This is a genomic window from Pantoea osteomyelitidis, assembly GCF_044342975.1.
Classification (GTDB): Bacteria; Pseudomonadota; Gammaproteobacteria; order Enterobacterales; family Enterobacteriaceae; genus Pantoea; species Pantoea osteomyelitidis.
This window is the reverse complement of the sequence record NZ_JBGFSN010000004.1, coordinates 882,143-903,691: the sequence shown is the minus strand read 5'-3', so window position 1 is coordinate 903,691 and position 21,549 is coordinate 882,143. Positions and strand designations below refer to the sequence as shown.

24 protein-coding genes and 1 other annotated feature are annotated in these 21,549 nt (G+C 54.4%); of the genes, 8 read left to right on the top strand and 16 right to left on the bottom strand.

Going from position 1 to position 21,549, the window contains the following annotated elements:
* Window positions 1-23: 23 nt before the first annotated feature.
* Together ppsR and ABU178_RS09360 are read left to right on the top strand one after the other, a co-directional pair.
* Window positions 24-857 (top strand): posphoenolpyruvate synthetase regulatory kinase/phosphorylase PpsR, encoded by an 834-nt coding sequence (gene ppsR, locus ABU178_RS09365; protein WP_397214125.1) that lies wholly within the window; start codon window positions 24-26, stop codon window positions 855-857.
* 160 nt (window positions 858-1,017) lie between these two features.
* Window positions 1,018-2,064 carry a 3-deoxy-7-phosphoheptulonate synthase gene (locus ABU178_RS09360; RefSeq protein ID WP_397214123.1) on the top strand — a complete coding sequence of 349 codons (1,047 nt, stop codon included), beginning with the start codon at window positions 1,018-1,020 and terminating at the stop codon, window positions 2,062-2,064.
* A gap of 13 nt (window positions 2,065-2,077) precedes the next feature.
* Here the strand turns inward: ABU178_RS09360 and ABU178_RS09355 are convergent, their stop codons facing one another.
* From ABU178_RS09355 to ABU178_RS09285, 15 genes are all read right to left on the bottom strand, one after another.
* On the bottom strand, window positions 2,078-3,517 hold the full coding sequence (locus tag ABU178_RS09355; RefSeq protein WP_397214121.1) for a YdiU family protein: 1,440 nt from the start codon (window positions 3,515-3,517) through the stop codon (window positions 2,078-2,080).
* A 120-nt stretch (window positions 3,518-3,637) separates the two neighbouring features.
* Window positions 3,638-4,378, bottom strand: coding sequence for an EAL domain-containing protein (locus ABU178_RS09350; protein ID WP_397214119.1), 741 nt, complete (start codon window positions 4,376-4,378; stop codon window positions 3,638-3,640).
* Window positions 4,379-4,693: 315 nt separating this feature from the next.
* The gene (locus tag ABU178_RS09345; RefSeq protein WP_397214117.1) at window positions 4,694-5,152 is read right to left on the bottom strand and encodes a C40 family peptidase; all 459 of its coding nucleotides are present in this window, start codon (window positions 5,150-5,152) and stop codon (window positions 4,694-4,696) included.
* Window positions 5,153-5,230: 78 nt separating this feature from the next.
* The gene (btuD, locus tag ABU178_RS09340; protein ID WP_397214115.1) at window positions 5,231-5,986 is read right to left on the bottom strand and encodes a vitamin B12 ABC transporter ATP-binding protein BtuD; all 756 of its coding nucleotides are present in this window, start codon (window positions 5,984-5,986) and stop codon (window positions 5,231-5,233) included.
* Entirely contained in the window at window positions 5,987-6,532 is a 546-nt protein-coding gene (locus ABU178_RS09335; protein ID WP_397214113.1) for a glutathione peroxidase, read from the bottom strand.
* 35 nt (window positions 6,533-6,567) lie between these two features.
* Window positions 6,568-7,551 (bottom strand): vitamin B12 ABC transporter permease BtuC, encoded by a 984-nt coding sequence (gene btuC, locus ABU178_RS09330; protein WP_397214111.1) that lies wholly within the window; start codon window positions 7,549-7,551, stop codon window positions 6,568-6,570.
* A 138-nt stretch (window positions 7,552-7,689) separates the two neighbouring features.
* Entirely contained in the window at window positions 7,690-7,989 is a 300-nt protein-coding gene (ihfA, locus tag ABU178_RS09325; RefSeq protein WP_017802142.1) for an integration host factor subunit alpha, read from the bottom strand.
* A 4-nt stretch (window positions 7,990-7,993) separates the two neighbouring features.
* Window positions 7,994-10,381 carry a phenylalanine--tRNA ligase subunit beta gene (gene pheT, locus ABU178_RS09320; RefSeq protein WP_397214108.1) on the bottom strand — a complete coding sequence of 796 codons (2,388 nt, stop codon included), beginning with the start codon at window positions 10,379-10,381 and terminating at the stop codon, window positions 7,994-7,996.
* A gap of 14 nt (window positions 10,382-10,395) precedes the next feature.
* Window positions 10,396-11,379 carry a phenylalanine--tRNA ligase subunit alpha gene (pheS, locus tag ABU178_RS09315; RefSeq protein ID WP_397214105.1) on the bottom strand — a complete coding sequence of 328 codons (984 nt, stop codon included), beginning with the start codon at window positions 11,377-11,379 and terminating at the stop codon, window positions 10,396-10,398.
* A 70-nt stretch (window positions 11,380-11,449) separates the two neighbouring features.
* Window positions 11,450-11,575: a sequence feature (Phe leader region), on the bottom strand.
* Entirely contained in the window at window positions 11,526-11,570 is a 45-nt protein-coding gene (gene pheM, locus ABU178_RS09310) for a pheST operon leader peptide PheM (RefSeq protein WP_123912837.1), read from the bottom strand. Its footprint overlaps the feature before it by 45 nt.
* Before the next feature lie 115 nt (window positions 11,576-11,690).
* The gene (gene rplT, locus ABU178_RS09305; protein WP_007892678.1) at window positions 11,691-12,047 is read right to left on the bottom strand and encodes a 50S ribosomal protein L20; all 357 of its coding nucleotides are present in this window, start codon (window positions 12,045-12,047) and stop codon (window positions 11,691-11,693) included.
* A gap of 40 nt (window positions 12,048-12,087) precedes the next feature.
* Window positions 12,088-12,285, bottom strand: coding sequence for a 50S ribosomal protein L35 (gene rpmI, locus ABU178_RS09300; RefSeq protein WP_081137701.1), 198 nt, complete (start codon window positions 12,283-12,285; stop codon window positions 12,088-12,090).
* Between the two features lie 99 nt (window positions 12,286-12,384).
* On the bottom strand, window positions 12,385-12,927 hold the full coding sequence (infC, locus tag ABU178_RS09295; RefSeq protein ID WP_397215759.1) for a translation initiation factor IF-3: 543 nt from the start codon (window positions 12,925-12,927) through the stop codon (window positions 12,385-12,387).
* Between the two features lie 3 nt (window positions 12,928-12,930).
* On the bottom strand, window positions 12,931-14,859 hold the full coding sequence (gene thrS, locus ABU178_RS09290; RefSeq protein WP_397214101.1) for a threonine--tRNA ligase: 1,929 nt from the start codon (window positions 14,857-14,859) through the stop codon (window positions 12,931-12,933).
* A 282-nt stretch (window positions 14,860-15,141) separates the two neighbouring features.
* Window positions 15,142-15,903, bottom strand: coding sequence for a YdiY family protein (locus ABU178_RS09285; protein WP_397214098.1), 762 nt, complete (start codon window positions 15,901-15,903; stop codon window positions 15,142-15,144).
* Window positions 15,904-16,257: 354 nt separating this feature from the next.
* Between ABU178_RS09285 and ghoS the strand changes: the two genes are divergently transcribed.
* Window positions 16,258-16,548, top strand: coding sequence for a type V toxin-antitoxin system endoribonuclease antitoxin GhoS (ghoS, locus tag ABU178_RS09280; protein WP_397214095.1), 291 nt, complete (start codon window positions 16,258-16,260; stop codon window positions 16,546-16,548).
* Window positions 16,549-16,654: 106 nt separating this feature from the next.
* Window positions 16,655-17,548: a fructosamine kinase family protein gene (locus ABU178_RS09275; protein WP_397214093.1), complete on the top strand. Its 894-nt coding sequence runs from the start codon at window positions 16,655-16,657 to the stop codon at window positions 17,546-17,548.
* Window positions 17,549-17,554: 6 nt separating this feature from the next.
* Here ABU178_RS09275 and ABU178_RS09270 read toward each other — a convergent pair whose 3' ends face one another.
* Window positions 17,555-18,091: a YniB family protein gene (locus tag ABU178_RS09270; RefSeq protein WP_397214090.1), complete on the bottom strand. Its 537-nt coding sequence runs from the start codon at window positions 18,089-18,091 to the stop codon at window positions 17,555-17,557.
* A gap of 163 nt (window positions 18,092-18,254) precedes the next feature.
* Between ABU178_RS09270 and hxpB the strand changes: the two genes are divergently transcribed.
* The 4 genes from hxpB to ABU178_RS09250 all read left to right on the top strand — a co-directional run bounded on the left by hxpB (window position 18,255) and on the right by ABU178_RS09250 (window position 21,454).
* Complete coding sequence (gene hxpB, locus ABU178_RS09265) at window positions 18,255-18,923, top strand: hexitol phosphatase HxpB (RefSeq protein WP_397214088.1); 669 nt, start codon at window positions 18,255-18,257, stop codon at window positions 18,921-18,923.
* A 179-nt stretch (window positions 18,924-19,102) separates the two neighbouring features.
* Window positions 19,103-19,939 (top strand): 5-dehydro-4-deoxy-D-glucuronate isomerase, encoded by an 837-nt coding sequence (gene kduI / locus ABU178_RS09260; RefSeq protein WP_397214086.1) that lies wholly within the window; start codon window positions 19,103-19,105, stop codon window positions 19,937-19,939.
* 15 nt (window positions 19,940-19,954) lie between these two features.
* A complete protein-coding gene (kduD, locus tag ABU178_RS09255) occupies window positions 19,955-20,716 on the top strand; it encodes a 2-dehydro-3-deoxy-D-gluconate 5-dehydrogenase KduD (RefSeq protein WP_397214084.1) in 762 nt (253 codons plus the stop codon).
* Window positions 20,717-20,863: 147 nt separating this feature from the next.
* Window positions 20,864-21,454: a metal-dependent hydrolase gene (locus ABU178_RS09250; protein ID WP_397214082.1), complete on the top strand. Its 591-nt coding sequence runs from the start codon at window positions 20,864-20,866 to the stop codon at window positions 21,452-21,454.
* The last annotated feature ends 95 nt before the right edge of the window (window positions 21,455-21,549 follow it).

The following is a 21,549-nucleotide window of genomic DNA, read 5'->3' as shown; positions in this document are numbered from 1 at the left end:
TGAAGCTGACCGCAGGAGTCATTATGAATATGACCACAGAAAGAAGCGTTTTTTATATCTCCGACGGCACCGCCATTACCGCCGAAGTGTTGGGGCATGCGGTGCTGTCGCAGTTTCCGGTTGGCACCAACAGCGTAACCTTACCCTTCGTCGAAAATGTGCAGCGGGCGCAGGCGGTAAAAGCGCAGATCAATGCGCTCTGCCAGAAAAGCGGCGTAAGGCCGCTGGTCTTCTTCTCTATCGTGACGCCAGAGGTACGTGAGATTATTCTGCAGAGCGACGGGTTTTGTCAGGATATCGTGCAGGCGCTGGTCGCCCCGCTACAGCAGGAGCTGGGTGTCGCGCCTGCTCCGGAAGCGCACCGTACCCACGGCCTGACGGCCAATAATCTCGGCAAGTATGACGCGCGTATTGCCGCTATCGATTACGCGCTGGCGCATGATGACGGCATCTCTTTACGCGGCATGGATGATGCTCAGGTAATTTTACTGGGCGTGTCGCGCTGTGGTAAAACACCCACCAGTCTCTATCTCGCTATGCAGTTCGGCGTACGTGCCGCCAATTATCCGTTTATCGCCGACGATATGGATAACTTAAAACTGCCGACAGCGCTGCGCCCTTATCAGCATAAGCTGTTTGGTCTGACTATCGATCCTGAACGTCTGGCGGCGATTCGTCAGGAGCGCGCCGAGAATTCCCGCTACGCCTCGCTGCGCCAGTGTCGGCTTGAGGTGGGTGAAGTGGAAGCGCTGTTCCGCACCCACCAGATCCGTTATCTCAACAGCACCAACTATTCGGTAGAAGAGATCGCGACGAAAATTCTCGACATTATGGGCCTGACGCGTCGCATGTTTTGATCCCCGCCACGGCAGCGGGCGCGGTTGTAAAGACTGGCTGCCGTGCGCTTTGCTTTCTTTTATCCTGCAACGGATTGAATTTGCATGCTAATGGTTTATTGTGGCCATCATCACTTCCCGGTATTTCCGCCGTTGCGAAGAAAAGCATTCAGAGAAAACGATGAATAAAACAGACGAACTGCGCTCCGCGCGCATTAGCAGTCTGGTGACGCCGGCGGCTCTCGCGCAGCAGCACCCGATTACCCCGGCGATTGCCGAAAACGTGACGGCCGCCCGCCAGCGCATCGCCCGTATCCTGACGGGTGAAGATAAGCGACTGCTGGTGGTTATCGGTCCCTGCTCCCTGCACGATCCGCGGGCGGCGCTGGAATATGCCCGCAACCTGAACCTGCTGCGCGAACGCTATCAGGATCGGCTGGAAATCGTGATGCGCGCCTATTTTGAAAAGCCGCGCACTGTTGTGGGCTGGAAGGGACTGATCTCCGATCCCGATCTTGACGGCAGCTTCGACGTCAATCGCGGCATCGGGATTGCGCGCCAGCTGCTACTGGAGATCAACGCGCTGGGCATGCCGACCGCGACCGAATTCCTCGATATGGTGATCGGCCAGTTTATCGCTGACTTAATTAGCTGGGGCGCTATCGGCGCGCGCACCACCGAAAGCCAGATTCATCGGGAAATGGCCTCTGCGCTCTCCTGCCCGGTTGGCTTTAAAAACGGCACTGACGGCAATGTGCGCATTGCGGTAGATGCGATTCGCGCCGCCCGCGTCAGCCATATGTTCCTGTCGCCCGATAAAAACGGTTTGATGACAATTTATCAGACCAGCGGCAATCCACACGGGCATGTAATTTTGCGCGGCGGCAAACAGCCCAACTACCATCCGGAAGATATTGCGGCGGCAACGGCGAGCCTGCGTGAGTTTAACCTGCCAGAGCAGCTGGTTATCGATTTTAGCCACGGCAATTGCCTGAAGCAGCATCGTCGTCAGCGCGACGTGGCGGAAGCCGTTGCGCAACAGATTCGCGACGGTTCAACCGCCGTAGCGGGCGTGATGATTGAAAGCTTTTTACAGGAAGGAAGCCAGAAAGTGATCGGCGGCCAGCCGCTGGTTTACGGCCAGTCGATTACCGACCCCTGCCTCGGCTGGGAAGATAGCGCCAGCGTGCTGGCGCTGTTGGCGGATGCAGTAGCAAGCCGTTTCTGACGACCTGCACGCTTTAGCTGGAACAGCTGACCTCCAGCTTTTTCCCCCAGTCCGGCGGACGGCGCGTTAAATCGGCCCATGCCGGATTCTCCGTGTAAGGCCGTTGCAGCGCCTGATGCAGATGCTGCAACTGCGTGATTTCGCCCTGCTCAACCTCATCGATGACTTGCTGCGCCAAATAGTTACGCAGCACCAGCGCCGGATTGGCCGCCTGCATCACGCGTTGCCGCTCCTCATCCTGACGCTCTTCCTGCAACAGCCGCATGCGGTAACGCTGATACCAGCTGTCAAAGGCGTCACGATCGATAAACTCATCGCGTAGCGGGGAACGGCTCTCCTGCTGCTGCGTGTTGCTCAGCCGACGAAAGGTCAGAGTGTAATCGCTGTGCTCCTGCGCCATCAGCGCAAGCAGATCGCTCAGGATGGCATTGTCCTGCTCATCGGCGGTGAGCAGTCCCAGTTTGGCGCGCATACGTTCACCCCAGACGCGCATCAACTCAGGTTCATAAACACTCAGCCCCTGCTTCAGCTGCTCCACGCTCAACAGTCCTGAAAGCGCATGGGCCAGCCGGTTAAGATTCCACAATCCAATCATCGGCTGGTTATTAAAGGCGTAGCGGCCCTGATAGTCGCTGTGATTGCAGATAAAGTCAGGCTGATAGTCATCGAGAAAACCGTACGGGCCGTAATCTATCGTCAGGCCGAGAATCGACATATTGTCAGTATTCATTACTCCATGAGCGAAGCCGACGCTTTGCCAGAGTGCAATCATGCTGGCGGTGCGCTTCACGATATCGGTAAACCAGAGCAGATAGCGATCGGCCTCCTGCTCCAGCTCGGGCCAGTGATGACGTATGGCGTAGTCGGCCAGCTGCTGAACCTTCTCCTGCTGACCGGAATAGAAAAAGTGCTCGAAATGACCGAAACGTAAATGGCTTTCCGCAATGCGCATCAGCATGGCGCCGCGCTCGGTGGTTTCACGCCGCACCGGCTCATCGCTGATGGCGATACTCAGCGCGCGCGTACTGGGGATTCCCAGATAGTGCATCGCTTCCGAGGCGAGAAATTCACGCACCGTCGAGCGGATCACCGCACGGCCATCGCCCATCCGGGAATAAGGGGTCAGCCCGGCGCCTTTCAGGTGCCAGTCGAGCTTGCGCCCGTTTTGTAACTGCTGCTCGCCCAGCAGAATACCGCGCCCGTCGCCTAACTGCCCTGCCCAGACACCAAACTGATGGCCGCTGTAAACCTGCGCCAGCGGCTGCATGCCGGGCAGCAGATCGCGTCCGTACCAGACACCGCTCCCTTGTCCGACAAATAACTCAGCGTCCAGCGCCATTTCCGCCGCCAGCGGCGCGTTGTGATAAAGCAAGCGGCCGCCGTCCAGCGGCGTGGGTTTCAGCGCGCTGTAGCAGCCCGCCAGTTCGTGATACCAGGTATTTGTAAACTGCATAGCGCCTCCCGATACGCGCTGTTTTTGCCCTGGGCGCAACAGCAACGTCGTTTCGGTAACAATCTGATTATTCTACCCAGTGTAATGCCAGCGGCAGAAATTAGACAGGCGAGGCGATGATTAAGGGCGTGGGGACGTCAACATTTTGGGTGGGAACACCAGTTCACACAGGGCGTCGGCTTTAACCGTCGGGAACAGGTTCCCGTGCAGATAAACGCCGGGCAACGCGGCGACTTTATCCAGCATAGAAACATCATCAATGCCGGAAATAATAATGTGATCAACATGAGAGTTATAATTATCGAGAATAACCTGAATAAAAGGTAAAAAAGAGGCGCGTGTAGCGAGCGAATGAATAAAATCTTTATCCAGCCTGAGGCAGGTAAAAAGATTATCATACACTGCCGTTGCCGGTGATTTTCCGGCGCCGAATTGCGAAAGGGATAAGCGGAAATTTTGACTAAGCGCATTTAATAACGGATTCTTTTTTCCCTGAGCTAATTGCGGAAACGTTTCACTTACGTCAAGAACTAAAAAAGGCAGCAGAAGTAATTTACGCAGCAGAAATTCGCTTTCAAGTATGGTAGCTGCCATAACATCATCAATACGCATCAGCGCCATTACCTGGTGCTGTTCGAAAAATGCCTGATGCTGCTCAAGCAGGGCGATCTGGCTCTGCAACAGACGCAGGTGCTGAGCCTCGTCGAGCTGCGGTAAAAGGAGATCCTGCGGTAGCGTAACGGGCGCATGGTCATGCACATACTGCGTCGCTAATTCAACCGCAGTAAGCTGGCCTGTAAATAAATAAACAGGATTAAAAAATGTCTCCGACCTGTAGTCGGCAGTTAAATGAATTTTCATTTTTCTCAGCCAGATAATGTGGCAAGTGACGCATCGTATAACAACCAAAAAGCACAGGCAATAGTACCAAATTACCGCAGAGATGGATATCACTGCTGTAAAGCCGATGCCGAGCGCGCCGTAATTCACTTAAGCCAAATAGCCGCTTTTGCATTAGTCAGACCGTTAAATTGCAGCGTTATTGTTAGTATTAATGACGCCGCAAGTAAAGTACCAATTATAATACCAGGTAATTACAAGAGTAATTTGATTTAAGATGCCGCATCGGAAGTGTTCTGAGAGCGGCTTTTCTGTAAACCCGAAAGAAAAGGAAATTCAGATGCGACGCGCCTGCCAGAACGCTTTACGCCAGTAAACGTTATCCAGTGACGAGCGGATCACACCCTGGCTGGTAGAGGCATGAATAAAGGCATTATCGGTATCGTAAATACCGACGTGCAGGCCGTTTTCACCCCTGCCGGTTTTGAAAAACACCAAATCTCCCGGCAGTAACTCATCTTTATCAATGCGCGTGCCGATATCGCTCTGCGCGCGCGTGGTGCGCGGCAGCTGCAAATCGAACTTATCGCGGAAGGTCAGATAAACGAAGCCGGAACAGTCAACGCCGCCATGTCCCATGCCGCCATAGCGATAAGGGGTGCCGCGCCACTCGCCGAGCTGATCGTTGAGTTGCGCAATCACGGTAATGGAATCAGAGAGTCTGGCGTTGGGAGGTGGCGCATGGTGGCTACAGCCCGCCAGCAACAGCACGACTATCAGTAATCCAATCCGCATGAGAAGCAATCCTTCGTAACCCGCAACCGCCGCTACTTTAGCGGGAAAGCGGCCAGGCTGGCAAGCGGCGCGCATCGCCTAACGCAGCACGGTGAGCAGCGAGTGTCCATCCAGCTCAAACTGGCGAAAAGCGATCTGATAAATTGGCGAGAGACGCTCCGGCGTCAGTAACGTCGCGGCATTGCCCTGCGCCACGACCGCGCCCTGATGCATCAGCCATACGCTGTCTGCCTGCTGCAGGCTGTGATTGAGATCGTGCCCGCTGGCGATCACGGTAATGCCGGCTTTACACAAACGCGCGATCACGTCGTCTGCCGCTTTCTGTTGCGCCACATCCAGCGCCGTCATGGGTTCATCCAGAATCAACAGTTTCCCTTGTGGATTGATCGCCGGGTCGATTTGCAGCGCCACTGCCGCCAGCCTGACTCTTTGCCATTCGCCGCCGGACAGTTGCGTCAGTGGGCGCTTCAGCTTATCCATCAGCTGAAGTTCCTCCAGCACAGCACGCAGCGCGGCATCTTTGTGAAGCGCGTCGCTGTTGGCCTGCAAATGCAGTTGCAAATAGTGAAAAACCGGCATCTGACTGAGCGGCGCCTGCTGCTGCGGCAGCCAGGCGCGCGTCTGCGCCAATGCCTGCGCCGTCCAGCGGGTTAAGGGTTGCCGGAGAAAATCGATCTCGCCCCGGAAGGCAAGCAGACCGGCCAGCAGCGTCAGCACTGTGCTTTTGCCTGCACCGTTTGGCCCGACCAGATGCAGCAGCTGACCGGCCGGCAACGTGGCGGAAAAAGGGGCAAGCCGTCCGGGAACGGCTACGCCCTGCAGCCTCATCAGCATCTATTTTGCCAGTGCCAGCTTAATGCTTTGCTGAATGATGGCATCGTCCGGCGTCATATCGGGCGAGAATCGCTGCGCCACCTTGCCTTCACGGTCGATAAGAAACTTTTCAAAGTTCCACAGAATATCGCCCGGCGCTTTTGGCGCACGCCCTTTGCTCGCCATACGTTCATAGAAACCGCTGCCTTCCGGTGCCAGCGCCTGCGGCTGCGCGGCGACCAGCTGCGTATAGAGTGGATGACGCTGCGGCCCGTTCACCTCCATCTTGCTGAACATCGGAAAGGTGACGCCATAGGTGGTGCTGCAAAAGGTTTTGATCTCCTCGTTGCTGCCCGGCTCCTGTTCCAGGAACTGGTTGCAGGGAAAGCCCAATACGCTGAACCCCTGCTCTTGCCAGGCGGTTTGCAGCTGCTCCAGTTGCTCGTATTGCGGCGTCAGGCCGCATTTCGACGCCACGTTCACCACTAACAGTACCTTGCCCTGCCACTGCGCTAAGGTGGTTTTTTCCCCATCAAGAGTTTCCAGTTCAGTCTGAAAAATGCTCATAGTTCACCTGTGTTGATTAAGAGAGCCAGCCAAAGCTAGCGTGAAGATTTCAGTAACAGCACGATAAACAGCGGCGCACCCAAGGTGGCGGTAACCACGCCAATGGGTAACTCGGCGGATGACAGCGCCAGCCGGGCGATAATATCCGCCCCTAACAGCACAGCTGCCCCTGCCAAAGCCGAGGCGGGCAGCAGCCAACGGTGATCGTTGATTCCGCTCAACCGTAACAGATGCGGGATCACCAGACCGACAAAGCCGATGGCTCCTGCCATCGCCACGCTGTTGCCCACCAGCCAGCCCATTGCCAGCACCAGCAGGTTGCGCCAGAACAGCAGAGGCAGGCCAAGCTGACGCGCCGAAAGTTCGCCCAGCGCCAGCAAATTCAGCACGCGCGCGGTGGCGATCAGCGCCAGCGTCACCGGCAACACTCCCAGCATCATCCAGCGGTAGCGCCAGTCGATGCCGCTGAAGCCGCCCATCATCCAGTACATCAGCTGACGCAGATCGAGGCTGGTGCTGAAGTAGACCGCCCAGGTCATGATAGCGCTACAGATGATGCCCAGCGCGACGCCGGTCAACAGCAGGCGGGCAACGGAGAGCTGGCGATGGGCGAAATGCAGCAGGATCAGGGTAATCAGCAGCGCCCCCGCCATCGCCGCCAGGCTCAGGCTCCAGAGCGAACCGCTGCCCAGCATTACCCCCAGCACCAGGCCGATGCCGGCACCATTCGAAACACCGAGCAGTCCGGGTTCCGCCAGCGGATTATTGAACAGCGCCTGCATCACCACGCCGCAAACCGCCAGCGCCGCGCCGACCAGCACCACCGCCAACGTTCTTGGCAGACGCAGCTGCCAGACAAAGAGATCGCCGCTGGCGCTGAACCAGCGCAGAGGAGAAATCCAGCTGTCGCCTGCGCACAGGCTGAGAATAAAGAGAAGCAGCAGCAGCAGGCTCAGCGCAATCACTCCGCGTTTAGCGCGGCGGTCAGACTGGCGAGCAAGATGATCCAGCAGCGTCATAGCAGAAGGATTCACTGAGAAAACAGAGATTTGATTGTAGTGAGATCGCAGCAAAAAGAAAGCTAAGGATGCGTGCCGGCATTACCTGCACCGCAATAAAAAAGGCCGCTGAGCGGCCTTTTGAAATTCTGAAATGCATCAGTCTTCTTTTGGTGAAGCGTTCTCGACACGGCTTTTTAACTTCTGTCCCGGACGGAAAGTCACCACGCGGCGGGCAGTAATCGGGATATCCTCCCCCGTTTTCGGATTTCGCCCCGGACGTTGGTTTTTATCGCGCAGGTCGAAATTACCAAATCCAGACAGTTTGACCTGTTCACCGTTTTCCAAAGCGCGGCGGACTTCTTCAAAAAACAGTTCTACCAGCTCTTTTGCATCACGTTTGCTCAGACCAAGCTTTTCGAACAGGTACTCTGACATTTCAGCTTTTGTAAGCGCCATAGGTTCAATCCCTCAAGGTTGCCTGGAATCGCTCTTTTAATGCTGCAACACAACGAGCTACGGTCGCAGCAATCTCCTCTTCTTCGAGTGTCCGGCTGGTATCCTGCAAAATCAGGCTAATCGCGAGGCTCTTATAACCCTCGTTTACACCCTTACCGCGGTACACGTCAAACAAGTTTACGCCAACTACCTGATTTACGCCAACTTTCTTACACTCTGCAATGATATCTGCTGCGGGCACGTTTTCCTGCACTACAACAGCGATATCACGGCGGTTTGCCGGGAAGCGAGAAATCTCGCGCGCATCAGGCAGGACGCGGTCTGCGACCTTATTCCAAAGCAGTTCAAAGACTAAGGTGCGTCCGTTGAGATCCAGCTTACGTTCCAGTTCCGGATGAACCACCCCGATAAATCCGATTCGTTCATCTTTCAGGTAAATTGCTGCGCTTTGACCCGGATGTAACGCCGGATTAGCTTCCGCACGGAAGCTAATTTCGTCCAGTTTACCGGTCAGCTCCAGCACCGATTCTAAATCACCTTTTAAATCATAGAAGTCGACAGCCTGACGCGCCAGATCCCAATGCTCTTCATTACGGGTGCCGCTCAGCACGCCTGCCAGCATAAGATCCTGACGGATGCCCAAATCCGCTTGTGTATCCGGCACAAAGCGCAGGCCGCTTTCAAACAGGCGCACGCGGCTCTGTTGACGGTTCTGGTTATAGACCACCACGCTCAGCAGACCGCTCCAGAGCGACAGGCGCATTGCGGACATTTCACTGGAGATCGGGCTTGGCAGAATCAATGCTTCTTCACCCGGATGCAGCAGCGTTTGTATTTTAGGATCGACGAAGCTGTAGGTAATTGCTTCCTGATAGCCTTTATCCACCAGCAAGGTTTTGACGCGCTTCAAAGAGAGATCGGCTTCGCGATGTTGGGTCATCACCAGGCCAGCCTGAACCGGCACATCGGGAATGTTGTTGTAGCCGTAAACGCGCGCAACTTCTTCCACCAGATCTTCTTCAATCGCCATGTCAAAGCGCCAGCTCGGCGCGATCGCTTTCCATTCGCCATCGCCAACGGTAACGTCACAACCCAGGCGCTGAAGAATATCGCTGACCTGATCGTCAGCAATCACGTGACCAATCAGACGATCCAGTTTCTCGCGACGCAGCGTAATGGTAGCGCGTGGAGGCAGCGAATCGGCGTGGGTCTGGTCGATAACCGGACCCGCTTCGCCGCCGCAGATTGCCAGCAGCAGTTGAGTGGCGCGCTCGATCGCTTTGTGCTGCAGCGCCGGATCGACGCCGCGCTCGTAGCGATGCGAGGCGTCGGTATGCAGACCATGACGGCGCGCGCGACCGGTAATCGCCAGCGGATCAAAGAAAGCGCACTCAAACAGCACATTTTGCGTCTCTTCACTCACACCAGAGTGCTCGCCGCCAAAGATGCCGCCCATCGCCAGCGCTTTGTGGTGATCGGCAATCACCAGAGTATCGCTGTTCAGCTTCGCTACGCTGCCATCCAGCAAGGTCAGGGTTTCGCCCTCTTTCGCCATACGCACCACAATGCCGCCATCGATGCGATCCAGATCGAAAGCGTGCATCGGCTGACCCAGCTCCAGCAGAACGTAGTTAGTGATATCCACCACCGGATCGATAGAACGAATGCCGCAGCGGCGCAGCTTCTCTTTCATCCACAGCGGCGTATTCGCTTTTACGTTGATTCCTTTAACCACGCGGCCAAGATAGCGCGGGCAGGCAGCAGGCGCATCAACGCGAATCGGGAAGGTATCTTTGATCGTCGCGGCAACCGGCGCGATCTCAGGCGCGGTCAGCGGCAGGCCATTCAGCACGGCAACGTCACGGGCGATACCGATAATGCCAAGGCAATCTGCACGGTTTGGCGTGACGCTGATTTCAATGGTGTTGTCGTCAAGCTTCAGGTAATCGCGGATATCAGTACCGATCGGCGCATCGGCCGGCAGTTCGATTATCCCGCTATGATCGTCAGAAATACCCAGCTCGGAGAACGAGCAGAGCATGCCTTCCGACGGCTCGCCGCGCAGCTTCGCCGCCTTGATTTTGAAATCGCCCGGCAGTACGGCGCCAACGGTCGCCACAGCCACTTTCAGGCCCTGACGGCAGTTCGGCGCGCCGCAGACGATATCCAGCAGGCGATCGCCGCCGACGTTGATTTTGGTCACACGCAGTTTGTCGGCGTTCGGGTGCTGTCCGCACTCTACTACCTCGCCGACAACCACGCCGTGAAACGCGCCGGCAACCGGCTCCACGCCATCCACTTCCAGACCGGCCATGGTGATCTGTTCAGCCAGCGCAGCGCTGTCCAGGGCTGGATTTACCCATTCGCGTAACCAGAGTTCACTGAATTTCATTGGATAACCTGCCCTTATTTAAATTGTTTGAGGAAACGTAAATCATTTTCGAAGAAAGCGCGCAGATCGGTCACGCCATAACGCAGCATGGTAAGACGCTCCATCCCCATGCCGAACGCGAAGCCTGAGTAAACTTCCGGATCGATGCCGACGTTGCGCAACACGTTTGGATGCACCATGCCGCAGCCCAGCACTTCCAGCCATTTGCCGTTTTTGCCCATCACATCCACTTCCGCTGAGGGTTCGGTAAACGGGAAATAGGAAGGACGGAAACGCACCTGCAGATCTTCTTCAAAGAAGTTGCGCAGGAAGTCATGCAGCGTGCCTTTCAGGTTGGTAAAGCTGATATTTTTATCGACAATCAGCCCTTCCATCTGATGAAACATCGGGGTGTGAGTTTGGTCGTAATCGTTACGGTAAACGCGGCCCGGCGCGATAATGCGGATCGGCGGCTGCTGGTTTTTCATGGTGCGAATCTGCACGCCAGAAGTTTGCGTACGCAGCAGACGTGTGGCGTCGAACCAGAAGGTGTCATGGTCGGCGCGCGCCGGATGGTGGCCGGGAATATTCAGCGCATCAAAGTTGTGGTAGTCATCTTCAATTTCCGGTCCGGTCGCGACCGCAAAGCCCAGCTCGCCGAAAAAGGTTTCGATACGATCGATGGTACGGGTGACCGGATGCAGCCCGCCGTTTTCCACACGACGGCCTGGCAGAGAGACATCAATGGTTTCAGCCGCCAGACGGGCGTTCAGCGCCGCCGACTCCAGCGTGTTTTTACGGGAGTTCAGACGTTCCTGTACCTGCTGTTTGGCTTCGTTAATCACCGCCCCGGCAGCCGGACGCTCCTCAGCAGGCAGCTCGCGCAGCGTCGTCATCTGCAGCGTAAGATGCCCTTTTTTACCCAGATATTCGACGCGCACGGCGTCAAGGGCGGCGATATCCGTCGCCTCGTCGATGGCGGCCGTGGCGCGGGCCACCAGTTCTGCGAGTTGGGACATGGTTTCCTCTTCTTCCAGTCAGGCTGGTCTGTTCTCGTTGGGACCTTAAGATCCAATGTGATTCGCCAGAAACAAAAAAGCCTCCACGAGGGAGGCTTTCAGCGCGATTTTTCGTTTCTTTTCTTATGCGCAAAAGCCCCTGAATGTCAGGTGCTAAAGTAAAAAAAGAAACGGAAAATAGCAGCGTGCATGCTTGCGTTACCTTGTCATCATTTCAACGGCACTATTGAAATGCGCATCGGGATAAATGTCAATCATTTAAGCAGGTTGCAGGCAATAAAAAAGGGAGCAAGCTCCCTTTTTTATCTGACTTACGCCAGAGCTGATTTCGCTTTTTCAACCAGTGCCGTAAAGGTCACTTTGTCGAATACAGCGATGTCAGCCAGGATTTTACGGTCAATTTCAATGGACGCTTTTTTCAGGCCATTGATGAAACGGCTGTAAGAGATACCGTTCTGACGCGCCGCAGCGTTGATACGTGCGATCCACAGCTGACGGAACTGACGCTTACGTTGACGACGGTCGCGGTATGCGTACTGACCAGCTTTGATAACAGCCTGGAAGGCAACACGGTAAACACGCGAACGTGCACCATAGTAGCCTTTAGCTTGTTTTAAGATTTTTTTGTGACGTGCGCGGGCAATTACACCACGTTTTACGCGAGCCATGTGAGCTCTCCTGTTCTATATTCTGATGAAAAAAATTAAATTATGCGTACGGCAGGCAGGCTACTACCAGACCCAGATCGCCTTTAGAAACTAGGCCCTTCGGGCGCAGGTGACGTTTACGCTTGGTTGATTTTTTGGTCAGAATATGACGCAGGTTCGCATGCTTGCGCTTGAAGCCGCCAGAAGCGGTCTTCTTGAAGCGCTTAGCCGCGCCACGGACAGTTTTAATCTTTGGCATTTTTACAAATATCCACTTCGCATTGTTAATAAAATGACCCAGACAGGCGGAGCAAAAGCCGCACAGCGCGAAGGCTGCGCGGTTTTGTCACTTGAAGGCCTACTGTTTCTTCTTGGGTGCGAGCACCATGATCATCTGGCGGCCTTCGATCTTCGAAGGGAAGGATTCGACCACTGCCAGTTCACTCAGATCTTCTTTCACGCGGTTAAGCACTTCCATACCGATCTGTTGGTGCGCCATCTCACGACCGCGGAAACGCAGCGTGATTTTGGCTTTATCGCCTTCTTCCAGAAAACGAATCAGGTTGCGTAGTTTGACCTGATAGTCGCCTTCATCGGTACCAGGACGGAATTTGATTTCCTTAACCTGGATAACTTTCTGCTTCTTCTTCTGTTCCTTAGAAGATTTGCTCTTTTCATAGAGGAACTTGCCGTAATCCATAATACGGCAAACCGGCGGTTCGGCGTTCGGGCTGATTTCGACTAAATCAACACCCGCTTCTTCAGCTTTTTCCAAAGCTTCACGTAGACTGACAATACCAATCTGCTCGCCATCAACGCCTGTTAAGCGCACTTCTGTGGCGCGGATTTCACCGTTGATACGATTCGGACGCGTCGGTTGTACTCGTTTTCCGCCTTTAATACCTTATTCCTCCAATTGGTGAAGATTTCGGCTGCGAATCTCTTGTTGCAGCTTCTCAACAAACACATCCACATCCATCGACCCGAGGTCTTTGCCACGGCGGGTTCGCACGGCTACCTTGCCGGCTTCCACTTCTTTATCACCGCAGACCAACATATAAGGGACGCGACGTAATGTGTGCTCGCGGATTTTAAAGCCTATCTTCTCGTTTCTCAAGTCCGCTTTAACACGAATGCCCGCATTCTGTAATTTGCGCGTCAATTCGTTGACATATTCTGCCTGACTGTCGGTGATATTCATCACCACGGCTTGCACCGGTGCCAGCCAGCTTGGGAAGAAACCAGCGAACTCTTCGGTTAAAATACCGATAAAGCGCTCCATCGACCCGAGAATAGCGCGGTGAATCATAACCGGCGTCTGACGATCGTTATTTTCACCCACATAGGTGGCGTCCAGACGCTTCGGCAGGGAAAAGTCTAGCTGAACTGTACCACACTGCCAGGCGCGATCGAGACAATCATACAGGGTAAACTCGATTTTCGGGCCGTAAAAAGCGCCTTCACCCGGCTGAAATTCAAATGGAATCTCATTTTCGTTCAGCGCAGCGGCCAGATCTTCCTCGGCGCGATCCCACATCTCATCGCTGCCGATACGTTTTTCCGGACGCGTAGAGAGTTTCACCACGATTTTTTCGAAGCCGAAGGTGCTGTACATGTCATACACCATACGGATGCAGCTGTTTACTTCGCTGCGCACCTGCTCTTCGGTACAGAAAACATGGGCATCATCCTGAGTAAAGCCGCGTACGCGCATCAGGCCATGCAGCGCGCCTGACGGCTCGTTACGATGACAGCTGCCGAACTCCGCCATACGTAACGGCAGGTCGCGGTAGGATTTCAGCCCCTGGTTGAAGATCTGCACATGGCCAGGACAGTTCATCGGCTTGATGCAATATTCACGGTTCTCTGACGAAGTGGTGAACATCGCTTCCTTGTAGTTTTCCCAGTGCCCGGTCTTTTCCCACAGCACGCGGTCCATCATAAACGGACCTTTCACTTCCTGGTACTGATACTCTTTCAGCTTGCTGCGCACAAAGACTTCCAGCTCGCGGAAAATGGTCCAGCCGTCATTATGCCAGAAAACCATGCCCGGCGCTTCTTCCTGCATGTGATAAAGATCGAGCTGCTTGCCGATTTTACGATGATCGCGCTTCGCCGCCTCTTCCAGACGCTGCAGATAAGCATTCAGCTGCTTCTTATCGGCCCAGGCGGTGCCGTAGATACGCTGCAACATTTTATTGTTGCTGTCGCCGCGCCAGTAAGCGCCGGAAATTTTCTGCAGCTTGAAGAAATGGCAAAAACGCATGTTCGGCACGTGCGGACCGCGGCACATGTCGACATATTCTTCATGATGATACAGGCCAGGACGGTCGTCGTGGCTGATATTTTCATCCAGAATGGTGGTTTTATACAGCTCGCCGCGGGCAGCGAAAACGTCACGCGCTTCCTGCCAGCTCACCTTCTTCTTGATGACGTTGTAATTGGTCTCTGCCAGCTCATGCATACGCTTTTCCAGCAGATCGATATCTTCCTGGGTCAGCGTGCGATCGAGATCTACATCATAGTAGAACCCGTTATCAATCACCGGACCAATAGCCATTTTGGTATCTGGCCACAGCTGTTTAATCGCGTGACCCAACAGGTGCGCACAGGAGTGACGGATAATTTCCAGACCGGCTTCATCTTTCGCGGTGATAATCGCAACGGAAGCGTCTTCGGTAATGGGATCAACCGCATCAACCAGCTCGCCGTTCACACGCCCTGCAATGCAGGCTTTTGCCAGGCCAGGGCCGATATCCAGCGCGATATCCATCACGCTAACGGGACGATCAAAGGAACGCTGGCTTCCATCAGGAAGAGTAATTACAGGCATTTCATATCCTTAATTGCAGTGGTAAGCCACACCAAAGCCTACATGCAACATTGATTGAGAGAATCTGCCTGGCGTAATGTCAGACCCACATTGTCGGAATGACGCCAGGTATTTTTAGCGCTGAAGATGATAACAGCTTTAAGCAGGCAGCAAAACCCGGAAAAGAAGCGACTTTTTATCGATTTGGCACGCAATGACGCAGAATAAAAAAACCCGCAGCGGACCAGAATCCAGACTGCGGGCGTTCTCCATGATACGCCTACTGGCGTACCCCAGGCACTCTTACATTGCGTAAGAGAGCATAATGGAGGTTTTGGTATCGGTGCGATCCGGCGCCGATTCCGGCGGATTGTTGTTCCAGGTCACGTTATACGCCATCTTCAGAGAGAAGTGATCGTTGATCGCCACCTGCAGGCCGGTCTCAGAGTTCAGGGTAGTATCTTCGCCGAAGGTGCTCAGCACAGAGAGACCCTGAATAAATTTGGTGGTGTCGGTGAGTTGCCACTGATAGCTCAGCGCGCCGTAACCCAGCGCTTTGGTTTCACTACCGCCGTCATGGAAATCATCGTAACGCACGCCCGGACCAAATTCCATGCGCAGCGAGTGCACCGGCCCGTTCAGAATCTGACGACCGTAACCGGCGGTAAGCACGTCGCGGGAATCATAACCGTTAAAGCGATCGCTTAACCAACTCGCCTGACCAAACAGGTAATCGGAGCTGTTCATATTATAACGGGTACGGCCACCGATATTGTAGGTTTCGGAAGAGCGTTCATCGTTAGAAGAGGTATTCGCCGCGTTACCCCACAGGCTGTAGGCGTAATTGGTCGTGTACCACGTCATATTAGTTTGCGCGGTCAGCGACGAGCTGGTGGTATTACCCGATTGCGCCAGGTAACCCGCCGATGCGCTACCCTCAAACGGTTTTTTCGCGCTGGAAGGATCGTCCATTGATGTGAAGACATTATTATCCGCAAATGCCTGGTGACAAAAAGCGCCCGAAGAGAGCAAAAGAACAGCAGAGAGCTTTATTAACGCTTTCATTAAATGTGATCCGTACAACAAGTTTAAAAAAAGGAGAGTCTGAAGGGTTTTGCAAGCCGATCAACGCAATTTATGGTAAGTATTGTAAAAAAGTATGTAATCGCGTCAAAAGTCAGGTTATGCGCTACTTCCGCTTCAGTTATGAGATTATTCCCATTAACGGTGCGCATTATAAGATGCAGTTAAAAAAATCACAGCTGAATTGCAACAAGAATTGTCTGAACGCAATAATTGCCTTTTCGGGGCGGCATCCACATTGTATTTAATTGTTTACCCATCGCTTTTTGCTTAAAATTCGCTCAGAGCTAACGGGTGGGCTACGCTAAAACCTGTTTCTTAACAATGAGGTCGATCATGAATGCAGCAAGCGTAATGCGTTACGTTGTCACCTTTCATTATCATGAACATGGCCTGAGCGATATTCTTGAACTTAACAGCGCGATGGCCAATGGCGGCTTCACCACAACCTTAAACGATGAAGAAGGAAAATCTCATGAGCTCGGCACTAACAGTTTTGGTTTTGTCAGCGCCCTTAATGAAGATGAAATCAGGCAGCAAGCAGAGAGCCTGGGCGAAATGGTTCTGGCTGCAAAACCGCAAGTAGAGGTCACCACACTGGAAGCCTTTCTGAAACAGCAATCCTGAATCCATTGTTTTGTAAAAAGCGCTATCAGGCTGTACGCAACGCTGGTTTTGGTGAATATTTAAGCGTTACAATTGTGCTTACGCAGCGAATAAAGAGGATAACCCGATGTGGTCAGCCATTAGTCGTCTGTTAAGTGAACAGCTGGGCGATGCCGAAATCTCTCAGCGTCATGAACTCCCTGGCGGCGATGTCCATCCCGCGTGGCATATTCGCTACGGTGAGCATGAAATTTTCATCAAGTGCAACGGTCGCGATATGCTTTCTCTGTTTACCTGGGAAGCGGACCAGTTGGCGCTGCTGGAACGAACCAACACCATTCGCGTGCCTAAAGTGTATGGCGTCGGCAATGACCGCGACTACAGCTTTCTGGCGCTGGAGTATATTCCTCCCCAACCGCTTGACGAAGAGAACGCCTTTCAGCTGGGTCAGCAGCTGGCGCATCTGCATCAATGGAGCGAACAGCCGCAGTTTGGTCTCGATTTCGATAATAACATCACCACCTCGCCACAGCCCAACAGCTGGCTACGCCGTTGGTCGGTATTTTTTGCTGAGCAGCGCATCGGCTGGCAGCTGCAGCTGGCGGAAGAGAAAGGCGTTCAGTATGGCGACAGCGATCTGATTGTCGCCTGCGTGCAGCGCGCGCTGAATGCGCATCATCCTCAACCTTCGCTGTTGCATGGCGATCTCTGGCCAGCCAATTGCGCCGGCAGCGCTGGCGGGCCGTGGATTTTCGATCCCGCCTGCTACTGGGGTGACCGCGAATGCGATTTAGCGATGCTGAGCTGGTATTCCCACCTGCCGCGTCAGATTTATGAAGGTTATCAGTCTGTCTGGCCGCTGCCCGCCGGTTTTTCCCAACGTCAGCCGGTTTATCAGCTCTATTACCTGCTCAATCGCGCCAATGTTTTTGGCGGCAGCTGGTTAGAGGAAGCGCAGCTGGCGATAGGCCAACTGCTGGATGATGATGAAGCGAACAAAAGTCAGGCCAAACCGGCCTGACCTGATTTAAAGAAAGCCCAGCAGCGACAAAAGAAAATAGCCGGCCACTGCAATGATGACGGGAAGAATATAGAGCGGGAAAATTTGCAGGAAAATGGTGTGGTGCGGCACTTTGATCTTCTCTTCGAGATGCTGGCGGGTGCGTGCTTCACTGCCTTTCGCCTGTTCAAGAATCATCTGATCTTCAATGCCTTCTTTGATATGACGCGACTGGCGCCACATGCGGGCGCCCGACGCCTGGAGCGCCAGTCCGACAAAAATCAGAATATAGATAATCCAGAAACCGATATTGGCCTGGCCGTGAAACTCCGGTACCGGTGAATTGCGCCAGAAAAACCCCAGAAAGGGTGTATTAAAGCGGATCATATCAATCATTACATGGACAAAATCGAGCATCACCGCATTAATTCCCGGCTGTTTCTCGCTGTGTTTGAACATGAAGCTGAGCAGTGAAATGATCGTGGACAGCAGTGCCGGAATAAAAATCACCCAGCCAGCCACTCGCTTAAGGATGGCGATATGGCCAGCCTGTTGGTATGTCATGGTGTCTCCTTGACCTTAAAAGTTTCGCTGTAATTCTACCTGCCCCGGCAACTTTTTTCCTGAAAAAGAGCAGGCTGCGTAAAATCATAGCCTCAGTTTGCCAGCGCTGCCCGTTCCCCTTCCTCCATGTTAAGGTAAGACAAATTTCACATGGAGCCGCTGTATGTCATATCACCGCCCTGTTCTTGCCGCCATTTTTGATATGGATGGATTGCTCATCGATTCTGAACCGCTTTGGGATCAGGCTGAGCTGGATGTTTTATCCGCTCTGAAGGTCGATATTTCGCGCCGCAATGAGCTGCCGGATACCCTGGGATTGCGTATTGATCAGGTGGTGCGCATGTGGTACGAAACCCTGCCCTGGAGCGGCCCGAGCCAGCAGGAGGTAACGGATCGCATTATTGCCAGGGCGCTGGCGCTGGTTGAAGAGAAGCGTCCGATTTTACCGGGCGTGGAACAGGCGCTGCAACTCTGTCAGCAGCAGGGTCTGAAGATTGCGCTGGCCTCCGCCTCGCCGCTGCATATGCTGGAGCGCGTGCTGGAGATGTTTAATCTGCGCCGCTATTTTTCCGCCCTCGCCTCCGCCGAAGCTTTGCCATACAGCAAGCCGCACCCGCAGGTTTATCTCGATGCGGCGGCAAAGCTGGATATTGACCCGCTCAACTGCGTCACGCTGGAAGACTCTTTCAACGGTATGATCGCCACCAAAGCGGCGCGCATGCGCTCCATCGTGGTGCCCGCCGCCGAATACCGTGACGACGCGCGCTGGGCGCTGGCGGAGGTGAAGCTGGATTCGCTCGCACAGCTTACCGCTGCCCATCTCGGCCTCTGATCCCCGACCCGCTGCCTGCAGCGGGGTTTTCCTGCCTGCCGACCACAAGTTTGATCGCGCCAGCAAAACAAATAAAACACTGTTTCATTTTTATTGAATTCACGTCCCGTCCTGCCTAAGATGCCTCAACGCACCCGACAAGGGGTGATTTGTTCCCCATTCTGCAAGAGAGGTCTGAGATGGACGTCCGTCAAAGCATTCATAGCGAACACGCCAGACAACTGGATACCGCCGCCCTGCGTCGTGAATTCCTGATCGAAAAAATCTTTGAGGCTGACAGTTACACCCTGACCTACAGCCATATCGACCGCATCATCATCGGCGGCGTGATGCCGGTGCAGCAAAGCGTCTCCATCGGCAGCGAAGTGGGCCAACAGCTTGGCGTCAGCTATTTCCTCGAGCGCCGGGAACTGGGCGTGATTAACATCGGCGGTCCTGGCCTGATCGATGTGGATGGCAAAATCTGGGAAATCGGTCATGAAGAGGCGCTGTATGTGGGCAAAGGGGCGCAGACAGTGCTGTTTCGCAGCGCCAACCCCGAACAGCCGGCAAAGTTTTACTACAACAGCGCGCCAGCCCATACCACTTATCCTGATAAAAAAATCACCCTGGAGGAGGCGTCGCCTGCCACTCTTGGCGACCCGGCGACCTCCAATCGTCGCACCATTAATAAATTTATCGTGCCGGACGTACTGCCCACCTGCCAGCTCACCATGGGGCTGACGAAACTGGAGCCAGGCAGCCTGTGGAATACCATGCCCTGCCATACCCATGAACGCCGCATGGAGGTCTATTTCTATTTCGATATGGATGAGGAAACCGCGGTGTTTCATATGATGGGCGAGCCGCAAGAGACGCGCCATCTGCTGGTGCACAACGAACAGGCGGTCATCTCCCCCAGCTGGTCGATTCACGCTGGCGTCGGCACCAAACGCTATACCTTTATCTGGGGCATGGCAGGCGAGAATCAGGTTTTCGATGACATGGATCACGTCAAGGTCAGCGAATTACGCTGAGTCTGAGGAGAGGGTATGATACTGAACGCATTTAATCTGGAAGGAAAAGTCGCTCTGGTGACCGGCTGCAATACGGGACTGGGCCAGGGCATGGCGATCGGTCTGGCGCAGGCGGGTTGCGACATCATCGGCGTCAACCGCGCCGATCCCGATGAAACCGCGCAGCGCGTCGAGGCGCTGGGTCGTCGTTTTTATGCCATTCAGGCCGATCTGACCGATTCCGCGCAGGCGGCGCGCATTGTGGAGCAGGCGGTAGTCGCTGCCGGGCAAATCGACATTCTGGTCAACAATGCCGGCATCATCCGCCGCGAAGATGCGTTGAACTTCAGCGAGCAGGACTGGGATGATGTGATGAATATCAACAGCAAAACTCTGTTCTTTCTTTCTCAGCAGGTGGCGCGTCAGTTTATTGGCCAGGGCAACGGCGGCAAAATCATCAATATCGCCTCAATGCTCTCCTTCCAGGGCGGGATCCGCGTTCCCTCTTATACCGCCTCGAAGAGCGCGGTAATGGGCCTGACGCGCCTGATGGCCAACGAGTGGGCAAAATATGGCATTAATGTTAACGCCATTGCGCCGGGCTACATGGCAACCAACAATACCGAGCAGTTACGTAACGATGAGTCGCGCAGCGAAGAGATCCTTGCACGTATCCCGGCAGGCCGCTGGGGAAATCCTGATGATATGATGGGTCCGATCGTTTTTCTCGCCTCATCCGCCTCTGATTATGTTAATGGTTACACGCTGGCGGTGGATGGCGGCTGGCTGGCGCGCTAAACTACCTGTATCACGGGCGTCCCACGGGCGTCCGATGTTATTTTTTCTCCACAAAAATTAATTCTTCGTTACAGCGTCACATATTCTCATTTACTGGATAAATCCCTATACTGGATGCATCGACAGTTTTTGCAGCCAGGTTTTATCATGACGGCCGAAGGCCACGTAATATTCGCCATTGCCAGCGCTATCTTTGCCAAGCGCGCCGACTTAACCCCGGTGCTGGCTGACGCTGACTGGTGGCATCTCATCCCCGCCACGCTGCTGACCTGTCTGCTGCCTGATATCGATCATCCTAAATCAGTACTGGGCCAGCGGCTGAAATGGCTCTCCCATCCCATTGCACGCGCCTTCGGCCATCGCGGCTTCACCCACAGTTTACTGGCAGTGGCGGCAGGGGTGTGGCTGTTTCAGATTAACGTGCCCGCCAGCTGGCCGGTGCCTGCCGATGTTTTACAGGGAATGACCCTGGGCTATCTGAGCCATATCGCCGCCGATATGCTCACGCCCGCTGGCGTGCCTTTGCTCTGGCCGTGCCGCTGGCGCTTTCGCCTGCCGCTGTTGAGAACACAGAAAGGCAACCAGCTTGAGCGCGTGCTATGTATGGCGCTGGTAGGCTTTGCCCTGTGGTTTCCGGCGGGCGCGCTACCTTTTGGTGCAAACGGCTGGCCTGCTCAGCTGTTTGATTCGCTGCAAAACGGCGTCAGTCGGTTAGTAAACGCGCAAATCGGACATTAAACAAGCAAATCAGCAACATAAGTTATAAGCCATTCCATTTGGATATAAGCCTGCCCTTTTCCGGCTGTTAACATGCCGCCATTCCGTCACGCTCG